The organism is Burkholderia sp. THE68, assembly GCF_009938265.1.
GTDB lineage: Bacteria > Pseudomonadota > Gammaproteobacteria > Burkholderiales > Burkholderiaceae > Caballeronia.
Window position 1 is genome coordinate 393,290 of record NZ_AP022318.1, and the last position, 14,935, is coordinate 408,224.

The 14,935-nt window shown below is 61.2% G+C and carries 14 protein-coding genes; 10 read left to right on the top strand and 4 right to left on the bottom strand.

The window, feature by feature from the left end:
- The first annotated feature begins 73 nt into the window (after positions 1-73).
- The 3 genes from BTHE68_RS27750 to BTHE68_RS27760 all read left to right on the top strand — a co-directional run bounded on the left by BTHE68_RS27750 (position 74) and on the right by BTHE68_RS27760 (position 4,431).
- Positions 74-2,254 (top strand): TonB-dependent siderophore receptor, encoded by a 2,181-nt coding sequence (locus tag BTHE68_RS27750; RefSeq protein ID WP_162069513.1) that lies wholly within the window; start codon positions 74-76, stop codon positions 2,252-2,254.
- Positions 2,255-2,427: 173 nt separating this feature from the next.
- Positions 2,428-3,444, top strand: coding sequence for an ABC transporter substrate-binding protein (locus tag BTHE68_RS27755; protein ID WP_162069514.1), 1,017 nt, complete (start codon positions 2,428-2,430; stop codon positions 3,442-3,444).
- A gap of 39 nt (positions 3,445-3,483) precedes the next feature.
- Positions 3,484-4,431: a TauD/TfdA dioxygenase family protein gene (locus BTHE68_RS27760; protein WP_162069515.1), complete on the top strand. Its 948-nt coding sequence runs from the start codon at positions 3,484-3,486 to the stop codon at positions 4,429-4,431.
- 25 nt (positions 4,432-4,456) lie between these two features.
- On the opposite strand, the gene BTHE68_RS27765 is transcribed toward BTHE68_RS27760, so the two are convergent.
- Complete coding sequence (locus BTHE68_RS27765) at positions 4,457-4,948, bottom strand: DUF2165 family protein (protein ID WP_162069516.1); 492 nt, start codon at positions 4,946-4,948, stop codon at positions 4,457-4,459.
- 269 nt (positions 4,949-5,217) lie between these two features.
- Here BTHE68_RS27765 and BTHE68_RS27770 point away from each other — a divergent pair, with 269 nt between their 5' ends.
- On the top strand, positions 5,218-6,804 hold the full coding sequence (locus tag BTHE68_RS27770) for an alanine/glycine:cation symporter family protein (RefSeq protein WP_162069517.1): 1,587 nt from the start codon (positions 5,218-5,220) through the stop codon (positions 6,802-6,804).
- Here BTHE68_RS27770 and BTHE68_RS27775 read toward each other — a convergent pair.
- Both BTHE68_RS27775 and BTHE68_RS27780 read right to left on the bottom strand, forming a co-directional pair.
- Positions 6,801-7,550: a carbonic anhydrase family protein gene (locus tag BTHE68_RS27775; RefSeq protein ID WP_162069518.1), complete on the bottom strand. Its 750-nt coding sequence runs from the start codon at positions 7,548-7,550 to the stop codon at positions 6,801-6,803. The two genes, BTHE68_RS27770 and BTHE68_RS27775, sit on opposite strands and share 4 nt — an antisense overlap.
- A 111-nt stretch (positions 7,551-7,661) precedes the next feature.
- Positions 7,662-8,558 (bottom strand): LysR family transcriptional regulator, encoded by an 897-nt coding sequence (locus BTHE68_RS27780; RefSeq protein ID WP_162069519.1) that lies wholly within the window; start codon positions 8,556-8,558, stop codon positions 7,662-7,664.
- A 219-nt stretch (positions 8,559-8,777) separates the two neighbouring features.
- Here BTHE68_RS27780 and sdhC point away from each other — a divergent pair, with 219 nt between their 5' ends.
- The 6 genes from sdhC (at position 8,778) to BTHE68_RS27810 (ending at position 13,304) form a co-directional block, all read left to right on the top strand.
- Positions 8,778-9,188: a succinate dehydrogenase, cytochrome b556 subunit gene (gene sdhC / locus BTHE68_RS27785; RefSeq protein ID WP_162069520.1), complete on the top strand. Its 411-nt coding sequence runs from the start codon at positions 8,778-8,780 to the stop codon at positions 9,186-9,188.
- Positions 9,189-9,190: 2 nt separating this feature from the next.
- Positions 9,191-9,559 (top strand): succinate dehydrogenase, hydrophobic membrane anchor protein, encoded by a 369-nt coding sequence (gene sdhD / locus BTHE68_RS27790; RefSeq protein ID WP_061180612.1) that lies wholly within the window; start codon positions 9,191-9,193, stop codon positions 9,557-9,559.
- Positions 9,560-9,564: 5 nt separating this feature from the next.
- The gene (sdhA, locus tag BTHE68_RS27795; protein ID WP_162066992.1) at positions 9,565-11,340 is read left to right on the top strand and encodes a succinate dehydrogenase flavoprotein subunit; all 1,776 of its coding nucleotides are present in this window, start codon (positions 9,565-9,567) and stop codon (positions 11,338-11,340) included.
- Positions 11,341-11,358: 18 nt separating this feature from the next.
- Positions 11,359-12,060, top strand: coding sequence for a succinate dehydrogenase iron-sulfur subunit (locus BTHE68_RS27800; RefSeq protein WP_162066993.1), 702 nt, complete (start codon positions 11,359-11,361; stop codon positions 12,058-12,060).
- A 193-nt stretch (positions 12,061-12,253) separates the two neighbouring features.
- Positions 12,254-12,676 carry an ester cyclase gene (locus BTHE68_RS27805; protein WP_162069521.1) on the top strand — a complete coding sequence of 141 codons (423 nt, stop codon included), beginning with the start codon at positions 12,254-12,256 and terminating at the stop codon, positions 12,674-12,676.
- A 1-nt stretch (position 12,677) separates the two neighbouring features.
- On the top strand, positions 12,678-13,304 hold the full coding sequence (locus BTHE68_RS27810) for a TetR/AcrR family transcriptional regulator (protein ID WP_162069522.1): 627 nt from the start codon (positions 12,678-12,680) through the stop codon (positions 13,302-13,304).
- Positions 13,305-13,358: 54 nt separating this feature from the next.
- Here BTHE68_RS27810 and BTHE68_RS27815 read toward each other — a convergent pair whose 3' ends face one another.
- Positions 13,359-14,699 carry a capsule polysaccharide biogenesis protein gene (locus BTHE68_RS27815; RefSeq protein ID WP_353622667.1) on the bottom strand — a complete coding sequence of 447 codons (1,341 nt, stop codon included), beginning with the start codon at positions 14,697-14,699 and terminating at the stop codon, positions 13,359-13,361.
- Positions 14,700-14,935: the final 236 nt, after the last annotated feature.

Consider the following 14,935-nt stretch of genomic DNA (forward strand, 5'->3'; position numbering starts at 1 on the left):
TCCGGTCACAATTCGACCGCAAATAATAACGATTCGCATTCACACACGCAACGACATCCAACGAGAATTGAGCATGAAATCTGGAACGACGAGCCCGGTCGCGATGCGGCCCTTGAAACTGGCGACCCTGCTGTTGTTCGCGGTTGCGCCGCTCGCCTACGCGCAATCGACGGACTCCGCGGCGGCCGATGCGTCCGCATCGGCCGAAAGCACGCTGCCGGCAGTGAAAGTCACAGCGCAAAACGTCGATGAGCCTTATGGTCCGACGAAAGGCTATGTCGCGAAGGAATCGACCGCGCTGAAGAACACCGCTTCGCTGCTCGAAACGCCGCAGTCCGTCTCGGTCGTCACGCGTGACCAGATGGATCAGCAGAACGCGCAGACGCTCAACGCGGCGGTGCGCTACGTGTCGGGCGTGACGCCCGAGACGCGCGGCGGCATCGCGTCGCGTTATGACATGCTGAAGGTCCGCGGCTTCGACGCCGACAAATACTGGAACGGTCTCAAGCTGCTCGACAACGCGTGGTACGCGGTGCCGCAACTCGATCCGTTCATGATGGAGCGCATCGAAGTGCTGAAGGGCCCGGTTTCCGTGCTCTACGGTCAGGCGGCCGCGGGCGGCCTGCTCGATCAGGAAAGCAAGATGCCGACGGTCGTGCCGCTGCACGAAGTGGGCGTCGAGTTCGGCAACTACGCGCACAAGCAGGCGACCTTCGATTTCTCCGGGCCGATCGCGGGCGATGACCGCTATCTGTATCGCATCACCGCGCTGGCGCGCTCCGAAGACGGACAAGTGCAATCGACGATGAACAAGCGCATCGCGATCGCGCCGTCGTTCACGTGGCGCCCTGACAACAAGACCTCGCTCACGCTCTACGGCCTGTATCAGCGCGATCCGCGCAGCACGTCCTACGGCAGCGTGCCGCCACAAGGCACGGTGCTCTACAACCCGAACGGCAAGCTGCCCAGCGACTTCTACGACGGCGATCACAATTTCGAGAGCTTCAATCGCGTGCAGGAAGCGATCGGCTACAAGTTCGAACGCAAGCTCACCAACGCGTGGACGTTCCGCTCGAACGCCCGCCTGCTGCATCTCGCGCAGGACTACAAGAGCGTCTATGCAAGCAATCTCGAGGACGACCTGCGCACGCTCGACCGTGGCACGGCGGCGTCGAAGGACAACCTCAACACGATCAGCCTCGACAATCAACTCGAAGGCAACTTCTCGACCGGATCGATCGATCACGCGGTGCTGTTCGGCTTCGACTACCAGCACTACGCGAGCAACTTCGACGCGGGCTTCGGCGTGGGACCGACGCTCGACATGTTCGCGCCGAATTACAACCAGGCGGTGACGCCGCCCGACCGGTATCACCAGACCGTGAGCGGCACGCAATACGGCGTCTATGCGCAGGACCAGGCGCGCTGGGGCAACGTGATCCTGACGCTCGGCGCGCGCGGCGACTGGGCGAGCAGTGACTCGGACAACGAGACGTACAACATCGTGTCGCATCAGTTCAACCGCGCACTCACGTGGCGTGCCGGTCTGTCATACGTGTTCGACAGCGGCATCGCGCCGTACTTCAGCTACACCGAGTCGTTCACGCCGCAAGCGGGCACGGACATCAACGGCAATCAGTTCCAGCCGGAGCGTGGCCGTCAGTATGAGCTTGGCGTGAAGTTCGCGCCGAAGGGCTACAACGCGTTCTTCTCGGCGGCGATATTCGACCTGACGCGCAAGAACCTCCTGACCGTGAACGCGGACAACCCGGCGTTCTCGTCGGCGGTCGGTGAAGCGCGTTCGCTTGGCCTCGAACTCGAAGCGAAGGCGAGCCTCACGGATTCGCTGAACGTCACCGCGAGCTACACGTACCTGAACACGAAGTACACGAAGGACAACAGCGGTCTGGATGGCAAGTTCCTGCCGGCGGTTCCGTCGAATCAGGCTTCGTTGTGGGCGTATTACACGCTCAATCGCGGGCCGCTCGCCGGTCTCTCGATGGGCGCGGGCGGACGCTACACCGGCACGACGTATAACAGCGACAATACGTTCAAGGTATCGAGCTTCTTCCTCGTCGACGCCACGTTGCGCTACGACCTCGGCCGCGCGAATCCGCAGTTCAAGGGCGTGGAACTCTACGTGAATGCGCAGAACCTCTTCAACAAGGAATATGTCGCGTCGTGCTATTACGGCAGCTGGTGCGCGTTCGGCTATGGACGTCAGGTGTTCGCCGGCATGAACTACCACTGGTAAGCATGTTTTACCGCACTGCGCCTGGCGAGACGGCGCAGTGCATCGAATCGTCGTGAGCGCCTCCCGGCGCTTATCGCGAACCAAGCTATCCGTATCGGGATTTCTTCGTTCGCGTGTGAGGAAGCGGCTAGTACATTGATTGCCTGCTGCCGCTCTCCCCACGATATCCCCGCATGACGACGACACCATCCTTGGAGCGCCTCTTCGCCGTGTTCGCGTTGATGGCGGCATTTGCCTTGCCGGCTCATCGCGCGCATGCGGAGGGCAAGGTGAAGATCGTCGATCAATACGGCATCGGCTCGCTTCTGCTGAAGGTGGCGAAGGATCAGAAGCTCATCGAGAAAGCGGGCGCGCGCTCGGGCCTCGATATCGACGTGCAATGGAATACGCTCTCGGGCGGCGCGGCGGTGAACGACGCGCTGCTGTCGGGCGCGGCGGATATCGCGACTATCGGCATCGGGCCTTTGATGACGATCTGGGACCGCACGCGCGGGCGTCAGGATTTTCGCGCGATCGCGGCGCAAAGCGCGGTGCCGGTGTATCTCGTGACGAACGATCCGCGCATTCGCAACATCACGGATATCGGCGAGAAGGATCGCATCGCTGTAGTGTCGGTCGCGGTGTCGCAACAGGGGCGTCTGCTGCAGATGGCATCGGCGAGAGCGTTTGGTGACGCGAACTATGCGCGTCTCGACCGCTTCGAAGTCAACATGCCGCACGCCGATGCGACGACCGCGATGCTATCGGGCAACTCGGTCATCAACCTCCATTTCTCCAACGCGCCTTATCAGTATCAGGAACTCGAAGACCCGAAGATTCACAAGGTGACCAGTTCCACCGAGATACTGGGCGGACCGTCGACGGGCAGCGTCGCCGTGACCTCGGACGCATGGCGCAAGGACAATCCGAAGACCTATGCGGCGGTGCGCGCGGCGCTCGAAGATGCCGCGAGACTCGTCGAGAAGGACAAGGCGCAGGCCGCGGCCATCTACATTCGTCAGGATGGCTCGAAGCTCTCGCCCGCGTTCGTCGAGCGTATTCTGAGCGATAAGGAAGCCAGCTTCGCGACGACGCCGCAAAACACGCTGCAACTCGGCACGTTTTTGCACAAAGTCGGCGTGATCCGTCACGAGCCGAAATCGTGGCGCGATTACTTTTTCGCCGACGGTGCGAACGCGCAGGGCAGCTGAATGTGCCTCTTATTTGATCAAAATATAAAGGAGTCCAGAGTGAACGCCGCAGCCATCGAAACCGAAGCAGAATTGACCATCAGTCCGCTTTCGGCGCATATCGGCGCGGAGATCGGCGGCGTCGATCTCACGCGTCCCTTGACTTCCGCACAGGTCGGCGCGATCCGCGCCGCGCTGCTCAAATGGCGCGTGATCTTCTTTCGCGAGCAGTTTCTGAGTCACGAGCAGCACATCGCGTTCTCGGCGCAATTTGGCCAGCTCACGGTCGGGCATCCGGTGTTCGGTCATGTCGACGGGCATCCCGAGATCTATTCAATCTCGAAGTTCCGCAAGGCCACGCGTTTCGAAGGTCAGGCGCTGTTGCGTCCCTGGACCGGCTGGCACACGGATGTCACCGCGGCGGTGAATCCGCCGTTCGCATCGATTCTGCGTGGTGTGACGATTCCCCCTTATGGCGGCGACACGCAATGGACCAATCTGGTGATTGCGTACGAGAAGCTGTCCGCCCCGCTGCGCGCTTTCGTCGATGGTTTGCGCGGCGTGCATCGCTTCGCGCCGCCGCAAGGCGCGAGTGGCACCGATGCGTTCGCGAAAGCCGTGAAGGATCACACGCTCGTGAGCGAGCATCCGCTCGTGCGCGTGCATCCCGAGACCGGCGAGCGCGCACTGTATGTGAGTCCGGGCTTTCTCAAGCACATCGCGGGACTGGCGCCGCGCGAGAGCCAGGTGTTGCTCGAATTGCTATGGGAGCACGTGACGCGGCCGGAATTCACGGTGCGCTTCAAGTGGGAGCCGGGCAGCATCGCGTTCTGGGATAACCGTACGACCGCGCATCTCGCACCCACGGATATCTTCGATCTCGATTTCGACAGGCAGTTGTATCGCACGACGCTCGTCGGGGATGTGCCGGTGGGTCCCGATGGGAAAGAGTCGGTGCAGATCGAAGGGTCGCCGGTGGGGGCGGCGGCTGCGGTGGCGTTGAATTGAGGCGCATCGATCGCGCTGATCGTCGTCAAGGACGCGATTCAGCGCGCGACACGAAGATCAATATCACCAGAAAGGTCATGAAGAAGCGAAACGCGCTCTCCGTGCCGTTCCATTGCTGCGATTGCCACATGCCGAACCATTCGCCGCCGATCGTCATGAAGCAGACCTGCCACGTGAGATAGCCAAGCGTAAGGCCCGCGATCGCCCAGCGCTTGGCGCGCGCGAACACTGCATTCTCCTCGCGCAGCGCGCGCCACATCGCGACGACGCCTGCCCAGCAAAGCAGAGCCGTGACCGTCTCGAGAAAAATGATCACGTCATAGCCGAGATGCTGAAGCATCGGCGACGTGATCGCGCGATACATGTTGGCGTTGCCGGGAAAGGTCGTGTCCATCCTCAGGACGTGTTCGACGAATTGCAGGTTGCTGCCGTAGTCCGTCAGATTGCCGAAACTGACGAGCGAGGCGAGCAAAGCCATCGAAGCCACGGCGAGAAGTTTGGCGATTCGTTCTGCCATCTCGTTCTCCAGACGCGTTATGCACGAGATTGTGCGAGAAAAGAATGAGTTGAGCATGACGTCGCGTCGCAACTAACTGTCTTCTTCGCCGACACCCGTTTCGGCTTCGCCATCGGCGATAGGAGGATGGTTTGCCCGGAAACGTATAATCGCTGCCTCATTCGTTTTCGTGCCCGCGCAGGCACGAGCGCCAGCCTGAAAGAACGCTGGTTTCTTAACATTCCGAACGCCTGTTCGAAACAGGTCGAAGCACGAAAGGAACGCCCCGCGTGGAAAGTCTCTTCCAATCCGTGAATGCATTGTTTGCCTTCATTGCGCCCGTCTCGGATTTCTTGTGGGATTTCCCCACCAATTTCAAGGCCTATGCGCGCATTCCCGTGCTCGGGCAGTTCTCGTTCGCGATTCTTCTGCTCGTCGGCGTGGGCATTCACTTCACCATCCGAACGCGCTTCATCCAGACGATGAACGTCGGCAAGATCATACGCATCATGCTGCGGCGGCAGTCGTCGAATACCGGCGTCAGCGCGCTCGCGTCGTTCATGCTCGGGCTCGCGATGCGCGCGGGGCCGGGCAACATCGTCGGCATCACCGGCGCGATTTCCGTCGGTGGGCCGGGCGCGTTGTTCTGGATGTGGGTCGCCGCGTTCTTCGGCATGGCCACCGCATTCATGGAATCCACGCTAGCGCAGCTCTTCAAGGAGAAGAAGCACGACGAGTTCGTCGGCGGCCTGCCTTTCTATGGACGGCGCATTCTCGGCGACAGGCGCATCGTCGGCACGTTTCTGTCGCTCGTGTTCATCGTGTACGCGCTTTTCAACGTGCCGCCGCAAACGTTCAACGTGTTCACCGCGATCGGCACCATTGCCGACACCGTGAGCGGCACGCACCTCGCGCGTCAGTCGACGGTGTACTACGTCATCGCCGTCGTACTCGTCGCGGCGTGCGCGTTCATCATCATGGGCGGCATTCGCCGCGTCACCGCCTATACCGATGTGCTCGTGCCCATCAAGGCGACGCTGTTCTGCCTGATGTCGTTCGTCATCATCCTGATCAATCTGCCGCTGATTCCGTACTTCTTTCATGAGGTGGTCGTCGGTGCGTTTGCGCCGCATGCGCTCTTCGGCGGCGCGATCGGCACCGCGCTCGCGCAAGGCGTCAAACGCGGGCTGATGTCGAACGAAGCGGGCCAGGGCACCATCACGATGGCCGCCGCCATCGCCGACAACGATCATCCCTGCGAGCAGGGTTTCGTGCAGAGTCTCGGCGTGTTCTTCGACACGATGGTCATCTGCACGATGACCGGCTTCATCGTCGTGATGGCGCACGTGTGGACCGGCACCGTCGACGGGCAGGCATGGGAATCGGTCAGAGCATCGAAGATCACGGTCTATCTGGCTTCGGTCGAAACGCTCGTGCCCGTTTCGGTCGCGCATGTCGTCAAGATCGTGATGTGCGTGTGCTACGGGCTCTTCGCGTTCACCACGCTGCTCGGCATGATCTCGTTCGCGGAGATATCGGCGAACTTCATTTCGCGCAGTCGCGGCTTCATCACCGGCATTCGCGTCGTGGGTTCGCTGGTGTTCGTGCCGTTCGGCGCGCTGACCGTGCTCGCGGGGCTCGAATTGCCGAACCTGTGGGCGCTGTCCGATCTGATGAACATCGTGATGGTGCTGCTCAACGTGCCGATTCTGCTGATCGGCCAACGTCTCGTGTACAAGGCGCTCGCGCACTACCGGTCGACGCGCGGCGGACCGTTCGTTTCCGAGGATATCGGCGTGCGGACCGACTATTGGACGGCGGCGGCTCGCGGCGTCGTGACGAAGCAGAACGAGGTTCGCGAGCGCGTCGAAAGCTAGGCGCCGTAGAAGTCCACGGCGCCGGTGCCGAGGTTGTACATCGCGCCGGCGATCTTGATCGCGTGCTGGCTTTCCATCTCGCTCAGCACTGCGCTATCGCGGCGAATCTGCGCGATGGTCAGCTCGACGTTCTTGCGCGCCACCTTATCGACGAATGTGTAGTTGGTCGCGGAGCGTTCGCCGTCGTATTGCGTTGCATCGACAGCGGGCTTGATGCGCGCGAGCAGGCCCGTGAGATGACCAAGTTCCGCATTGGCGATCGCGCCTTTGATCGCGCCGCACGACGTGTGTCCCATCACGAGCACGACCTTCGCGCCCATCAGCTTGCACGCGAATTCCATGCTGCCGAGAATATCGTCGTTTTCGATATTGCCCGCGATGCGGCAATTGAAGATATCGCCGATACCCAGATCCATGATGACTTCGGCAGGCGCGCGCGAGTCGATGCAACTGAGCAGCACGGCCGCGGGATACTGGCCTTTCGCGCTCGCTTTCTGCTCGCGCAGATAATTGCGATCCTTGCGCTCGCCTTTCTGAAAGCGCTCGTTGCCGTGCTTCATCAACTGGATGATCTGCTCGGGCGTCATGCTGTCGCGCTGCGCGTGCGTCAACGCGTCGGCATGCGCGGACGCCATGAGCAACGGCGGCGCGGCGAGCCCGGCGATCGTCGCGGATGCAATCGATTTGAGAAAACCCCGGCGGCACGCGGGCGTGCATTGCAGCGGATGCTTCAATTCTTCGCGCATGACCTTGCTCCTCGATCTAACGGGATTCGGCCTTCTCGACGCTATTCTTGCGAACTGAAGTGTTGGACGAAAATGCGTCGAATGCAATGCGCGCTTGTTCTGATGACAATGTCACGCCGATGACGTAACGACTTGCCGCGCGATGTCGAGAAAGTTGGCGGTCTTGGCGGCAGTCGCGTCGATGCGCGAGGCGAGCGCCAGACGAATCGTGATGGCGCTGCCGAGGGCATCGGTGTAGGCGACGCCGTCGACCTGGATCTGACACACGGACGCCGGCACCAGCGATACCCCGAACTCCGCCGCGACCAGATTCACGACTGAGGAAAGCTGCGGTGCCTGCTGCCCGGCGATCGGCTCGAATCCCGCTTCACGGCACGCGCCGATGATGACGTCGTGCAAGGTCGGGCTCGCTTCGCGCGGCAGCATCACGAAGGGATCGTCGGCCAGCGCCGCGAGCGGGACCTTGCGTTTTCGGCCGAGGCTGTGCGTGGCGGGCAGCACGATTTTCATCGGCTCGATCGCGATGTGATGAATCTGCACGCCGGCAGGCGACTGGCTGCCGAGGCGAACGAACGCAACGTCGACGCGGCCCGCGTCGAGATGGGCGAGCAGTTGCGCCGTGTTGCCTTCGGTGAGCGTTAGCGTGACGTTCGGATACGCCTGACGATACGATCGGATGAGTTTCGACACGACCGGATTGAACGCCGCTGAACCCGTGAAGCCGATATTGAGCTGCCCGATCTCGCCGCGTCCCGCGCTCTGCGCCTTTTCGATGGCGAGGCGCGCGTCGGTCATGAGGCGCTTGGCATCGACGGCGAACGCTTCGCCGGCTTCCGTCAGCACGACGCCGTGCCCGGTGCGCCGAAAGAGCCGCACGCCCAGTTCATCTTCGAGCGCGTGAATTTGCTGGCTCAACGGCGGCTGGCCGATACCGAGTCGCTCGGCCGCGCGCGTCACGTTGCGCTCTTCGGCGACGGCCAGAAAATAGCGGATATGGCGCAGTTCCATGCGATATCTGTAAAAGATATTTCAGAAAGACGAGATAGATATTGGACAGTATATCAATCGCGCGACAAAATACCGCTATCGCGCAGTGCGCGGGTTAAAAACTTCTCCACAAAACCATCGCCGGGCGCTTTTCGAGGCGGATCAGGCTGGACGAGTCGCGCCCGTGTCGAGCATCGACGACGCGCGAAAATCGTCAATCAGATTGGGAAGGGGTCTAACGTGGCTGAAGCAATGAAAAAACCCAGGCCGGAATACCGGAACATCGGAATCGGCCAACTCGCGAAGTATCGCTTGCCGCTGGCAGGGAAAGTATCCATCCTGCATCGCGTGAGCGGCTTGCTGCTCTTCGTGTGTCTGCCGTTTATCCTGTATCTGCTCGATCAGAGCCTCACGTCGGAAATCTCCTTCGACGCGTTCAAGGGCTTTCTCGCCAACCCCATCGTCAAGATCATCACGCTCGTGCTGTCGTGGGCGTATCTGCATCACTTCTGCGCGGGCATTCGCTTTTTGCTGCTCGACACCCACGTCGCGGTGAACAAGGAAGGCGGCAGGCAGACCGCGCTCATCGTGCTGATCGTTTCGCTGTTGCTCACGCTCGCGATGGCTCTCAAGATCTTCGGAGTGTTCTAAACATGGCAACGCAAAATCGAGTTGGTCCGAAGCGCCTGGTCGTCGGCGCTCACTACGGTCTGCGCGACTGGCTCGCGCAACGCGTCACCGCGGTCGTGATGGCCATCTATACCGTCATTCTGCTGTTCTGGTTCTTCGGCGCGCATAACTTCTCCTATGAAGGCTGGGCCGGCATTTTCGCGACCCAGTGGATGAAGCTTGCGACTTTCGTGGCCTTGCTTTGCCTCTTCTATCACGCGTGGGTCGGCATTCGTGACATCTGGATGGACTACGTGAAGCCCATGGGCGTGCGCCTGCTGCTGCAGGTGCTGACCATCCTGTGGCTGATCGGATGCGCCGGCTACGCCGCACAGATTCTCTGGAGAGTTTAAAGAACATGGCTGCAATCAAGACTTCCCTGCCGCGTCGTCGCTTTGACGTGGTCATCGTCGGTGCGGGCGGATCGGGCATGCGCGCATCGCTGCAGCTCGCGCGCGCGGGGCTTTCCGTCGCGGTGCTCTCGAAGGTGTTTCCGACGCGCTCGCATACGGTGGCTGCACAAGGCGGCATCGGCGCTTCGCTTGGCAACATGAGCGAAGACAACTGGCACTATCACTTCTACGACACCATCAAGGGCTCCGACTGGCTCGGCGACCAGGATGCGATCGAGTTCATGTGCCGTGAAGCGCCCAATGCGGTGTACGAGCTCGAACACATGGGCATGCCGTTCGACCGCAACGCCGATGGCACGATCTATCAGCGTCCGTTCGGCGGTCACACCGCGAACTACGGCGAGAAGCCGGTGCAGCGCGCCTGTGCTGCCGCCGACCGTACCGGCCACGCCTTGCTGCACACGCTGTACCAGCAGAACGTCGCGGCTAAAACGCACTTCTTCGTCGAATGGATGGCGCTGGATCTGATCCGCGACGCCGATGGCGACGTGCTCGGCGTCACCGCGCTCGAAATGGAAACGGGCGAGGTCTATATCCTCGAAGGCAAGACCACGCTGTTCGCCACGGGCGGCGCGGGTCGCATCTTCGCGGCATCGACGAATGCGTTCATCAATACGGGCGATGGCCTCGGCATGGCCGCGCGCTCGGGCATCGCGCTGCAGGACATGGAGTTCTGGCAGTTCCACCCGACGGGCGTGGCGGGCGCGGGCGTGCTGATCACCGAAGGCGTGCGCGGCGAAGGCGGCATTCTGCGCAACTCCAACGGCGATCGCTTCATGGAACGCTACGCGCCGACGCTGAAGGACCTCGCGCCGCGCGACTTCGTTTCGCGCTCGATGGACCAGGAGATCAAGGAAGGCCGCGGCGTGGGTCCGAACAAGGATCACGTGCTGCTGGACCTGTCGCACATCGGCGCGGAGACGATCATGAAGCGTCTGCCGTCGATTCGCGAGATCGCGCTGAAGTTCGCCAACGTCGACTGCATCAAGGAGCCGATTCCGGTGGTGCCGACCATCCACTATCAGATGGGCGGTATTCCGACGAACATGCACGGTCAGGTCGTGGGCACCGCGAAGGGCTACGACGATCCGGTCAACGGTTTCTACGCAGTGGGCGAATGCTCGTGCGTTTCGGTGCACGGCGCGAACCGTCTGGGCACGAACTCGCTGCTCGATCTGGTGGTGTTCGGGCGCGCCGCGGGCAATCACATCATCAAGCACGCGAAAGAACTGAAGGAGCACAAGCCGCTGCCGGCCGATGCCGCCGACTTCGCGATGGAACGTCTCGCGGTGCTGGAGAAGTCCACCTCGGGCGAATACACGCAGGACATCGCGGGCGACATCCGCGCGTCGATGCAGGCGCACGCGGGCGTGTTCCGCACCTCGAAGCTGCTGGAAGAGGGCGTGGGCAAGATCGCGGAGCTGGCCGAGCGCGTGAAGCACGTGCATCTGAAGGACAAGTCGAAGGTGTTCAACACGGCCAAGGTCGAGGCGCTGGAGCTGGCGAACCTGATCGAAGTGGCGCGCGCGACGATGGTGTCGGCCGAAGCGCGCAAGGAAAGCCGCGGCGCGCACGCGCACAGCGACTACGAACATCGCGACGACGAGAACTGGATGCGTCACACGCTGTGGTTCAGCGAGGGCGATCGGCTGGATTACAAGCCGGTGCAGATGAAGCCGCTGACGGTCGAATCGGTGCCGCCGAAGGCGCGTACCTTCTAAGCGCACGAGGATAGAGAAATGGCAAAGAGAATTTTTGAAGTCTATCGCTACGATCCGGACAAGGACGCGGCGCCGCGCATGCAGACCTATGAGCTCGAACTCGAGCACGAGCGCATGTTGCTGGACGCGCTGGTGAAGCTGAAGTCGGTGGATGAGACGCTGTCGTTCCGTCGTTCGTGCCGCGAGGGCGTGTGCGGTTCGGACGCGATGAACATCAACGGCAAGAACGGCCTCGCGTGCCTGACGAACCTGAATGAACTGCCGCAGCGAATTGTGCTGCGTCCGCTGCCGGGTCTGCCGGTGGTGCGCGACCTGATCTGCGATTTCACGCAGTTCTTCAACCAGTATCATTCGATCAAGCCGTATCTGATCAACGATACGCCGCCGCCCGAGAAAGAGCGTCTGCAATCGCCGGTGGAGCGCGACGAACTCGATGGTCTCTACGAGTGCATTCTGTGCGCGAGCTGCTCGACGTCGTGCCCGAGCTTCTGGTGGAACCCGGACAAGTTCGTGGGACCGGCGGGCCTGCTGCAAGCCTATCGCTTCATTGCGGACAGCCGCGATCAGGCGACGGGCGAACGGCTCGACAACCTGGAAGATCCGTATCGTCTGTTCCGTTGCCATACGATCATGAATTGCGTCGACGTGTGCCCCAAGGGGCTCAATCCGACCAAGGCGATCGGCAAGATCAAGGAATTGATGGTGCGGCGGGCTGTCTGATTCCCGGATCGAATGAAGAAATGGCGCGGCCTCGAAAGAGACCGCGCCATTTTTTTATCCATGAAGATTCGCCGCGCAGTGAAGTGATTGCATAGCTAAGCATTGGCTTCGGGTGCCGATATTTCGATCTTGTAATGAGACTGTTGTCTCACTAGAATGAATCGGAAAGTATCGCGCACGCAAGGAGGCAATCATGACGCTGACTCCAGTGGAGATGGACCGAAAGATCGACGAGCACTTCGGCTTCGAGCGCCACGACGATGTCGAAGGCGTGCTCGCGACGCTTACGGAGGAGGTCGAGCACGATGTCGTGGGCTGGCCGGCAGGTCCGGCGCATGGACGCGAGGGCGCGCGGCCGTTCTACGAAGCGTTGTTCGCCGATCTGTCGGAGAGCCGGGTCGAGTGCTTGCGCCGTCTTTATGGCGATGGCTTCGTCATCGACGAATCATTGTGGCGCGGCAAGGCGCCGGGCAGGCCGTTCGGTCTCGAAGGCCGTGGGCGTCCGCTGGAATTCCGCATGCTGCATGTCGTCGAGTTCAGCGAGGGCGGTCAGATCAGGCGAGAGAACGTATGGGTCGATCTCGCCGCGATCATCGGTCAGTTACCGCAGGCCTGACATGGCAGATCCGGTCACGAGAACGCGCGGCAATCAGAAGCAGCGCACGCGCAAGGATCTGCTGCAGGCGGCATCGCGGCTCATGAAGCAAGGGCACAAGCCGAGTCTGGAGGAGGTCGCCGCTGAAGCGATGGTGTCGCGTGCGACGGCGTATCGGCATTTCCCGAGTGTCGATGCGCTCCTGCTGGAAGCATCGCTCGACGTCGCTACGCCCGATGCCGGCAAGCTCTTTCCTGCGCGCGCTTCGAGTGATCCCGTCGCGCGTTTGCTGCGTGTCGATGCGGCGCTTCACGACATGATTCTTGCCAACGAAGTGCCGCTGCGCATGATGCTCGCGCATTCGCTGGAGCGTGTGGCGAAGGGCGAAGCAGGAGACGACATTCCGTTGCGGCAGAATCGCCGCACGCCGTTGATCGAGGCGGCGCTGGAGCCCGCGCACGATCAGTTCAAACCCGCTGCGCTCGATACGTTGACTCAGGCGCTCGCGCTCGTGATTGGCACCGAAGCAATGTTGGTCTGCAAGGACGTGCTGCAACTCAATGATGCGCGCACGCGCAAGGTAAAGCGTTGGGCCATCCGTGCGTTGGTGGATGCGGCAAGGCGAAGCGGCGGTGTGGAGGAGGGCTAGAAGACGCCGATTCCCGTCGTAGCGCACATCTCCTACCCCGGTGAAGGCACAGACTCAATTCAGCGTCCGGAACGCGCGCACGAGCCATGTGGCGAATACTTTCGTCGCGGCAAGCGCGCCTCCGGAATCGAAGACGGCCAACACGGCAGCCGATCCCGCAAGCCTCGTTGCGACCCGCATGGTTCTTTGCACGAGGCCCGACGGTCCGAGATCGTCCGACGCGTAAAACGAAGCGTTGATCTGCGTCGTGTGCATCATGTAGCGGTAAAAGCGCGTGAAGCTCGATCGATTCGGTTCGACTGGTGCCTGCCAGAACTTGTCGGGTTCGAATGCATGAACGAGTGCCGGCCGCGCGTAAAACGCCGTTCCTGTCACGCAAAGCGGCGTTCCGTGATAAAGCGCCTGCAGGCCCGCTGTCGAGTTGACGGTCACTACGCCCTTGCTGCGCTTGAGGAGCGACGGCACGTGACCGCCATGGACATAGAGTACGCGTTGCGCCACGTTCTCATCCGCTGCGACCGATCGAATCAGCGCAGCATAGTCCGCGAGTCCGCGTTCGAGCGGGTGGTGTTTGAACACGAGCATGTCCGTCGACGCCGCGTGCCGCGCAAACGAGCGAATGGTCGCTTCGACGAATTCGCGATTCCCGCTCCAGTTGCTCGCGTGCACGATTTGAGCATCGGTGTTGATCTGAAGCGGAACGAGAAAGAAGTCCGGCCCATAGGGATCCATGAGCGAGCCAAGCGTGCGCTTCTCTCCGAAATGATGCTTTGCCTTGAGATAGGCGGACCGAGCCCAGAGCAGGGTATCGCGCGGCCGGAAAGGCTTGTGATGTTCGTAATGCGGATACCGCCTTCTCGCCAGCGTTCCGAACGCGAAGTAGGTGAGCGAATAGAGCGCCATTCGGCTGAAGGCGAAACGAAACCGCTGGGGCCGCGCAATTTGCGGAAAGACTGGAAGCGACTTCGGGATCACGTTGATGAGATCAGACGCGTCGTTCACGCCGCCTTCCTCGAGCGTGATCCACCACGGACGCGCATAACCTTCTTCGAATACGAAAACCTTCACGCCCAGCTCACGCGCAATGCCTACGGCCGTCCGGTGCATTGCACGCCATTGTCCGAACAGAACGACGGCTTTGATTTCTCGTTCGAGGATCAGATGACGGACGAACGCGGCCCATTCCTCGCGGGTGCCGCGATAGTGAATCGCGGACGCATCCCTGTAGAAGATCGAATCCCCACCATTGAAGTTGACCTTGGTGATACGCGCGCCCAGTCCGGCCAGGCGAAGAGCGAGCCGTCGAAAAAACGGGCCGTTCGGGCCTTGGAGCAGTAGAAGATTCTCGTATCGGCTCAGTTGGTCAAGCCTTCGGTATCGCGTTTGGCTGTTCATGAGCCGAGGTTATGGGCCTTGCTTGTGGTTCCGTGCCTGCATTGATTCGGTGTCTCGTCCTGGACAAGATGACCGCACGAAACGGTGATTTCGCCGCTCGACTTCGTGCGCAATGCGGCCGCATGTTAAATCTTTGCCGAAAGAATTGTAGGCAGTGTTGTGAAAATGATAAAGCTGACCGAAAGGTCACACAATTTGTAAGTGGATGTTTAGGTTCTGAGGTATATTTCGCCTGC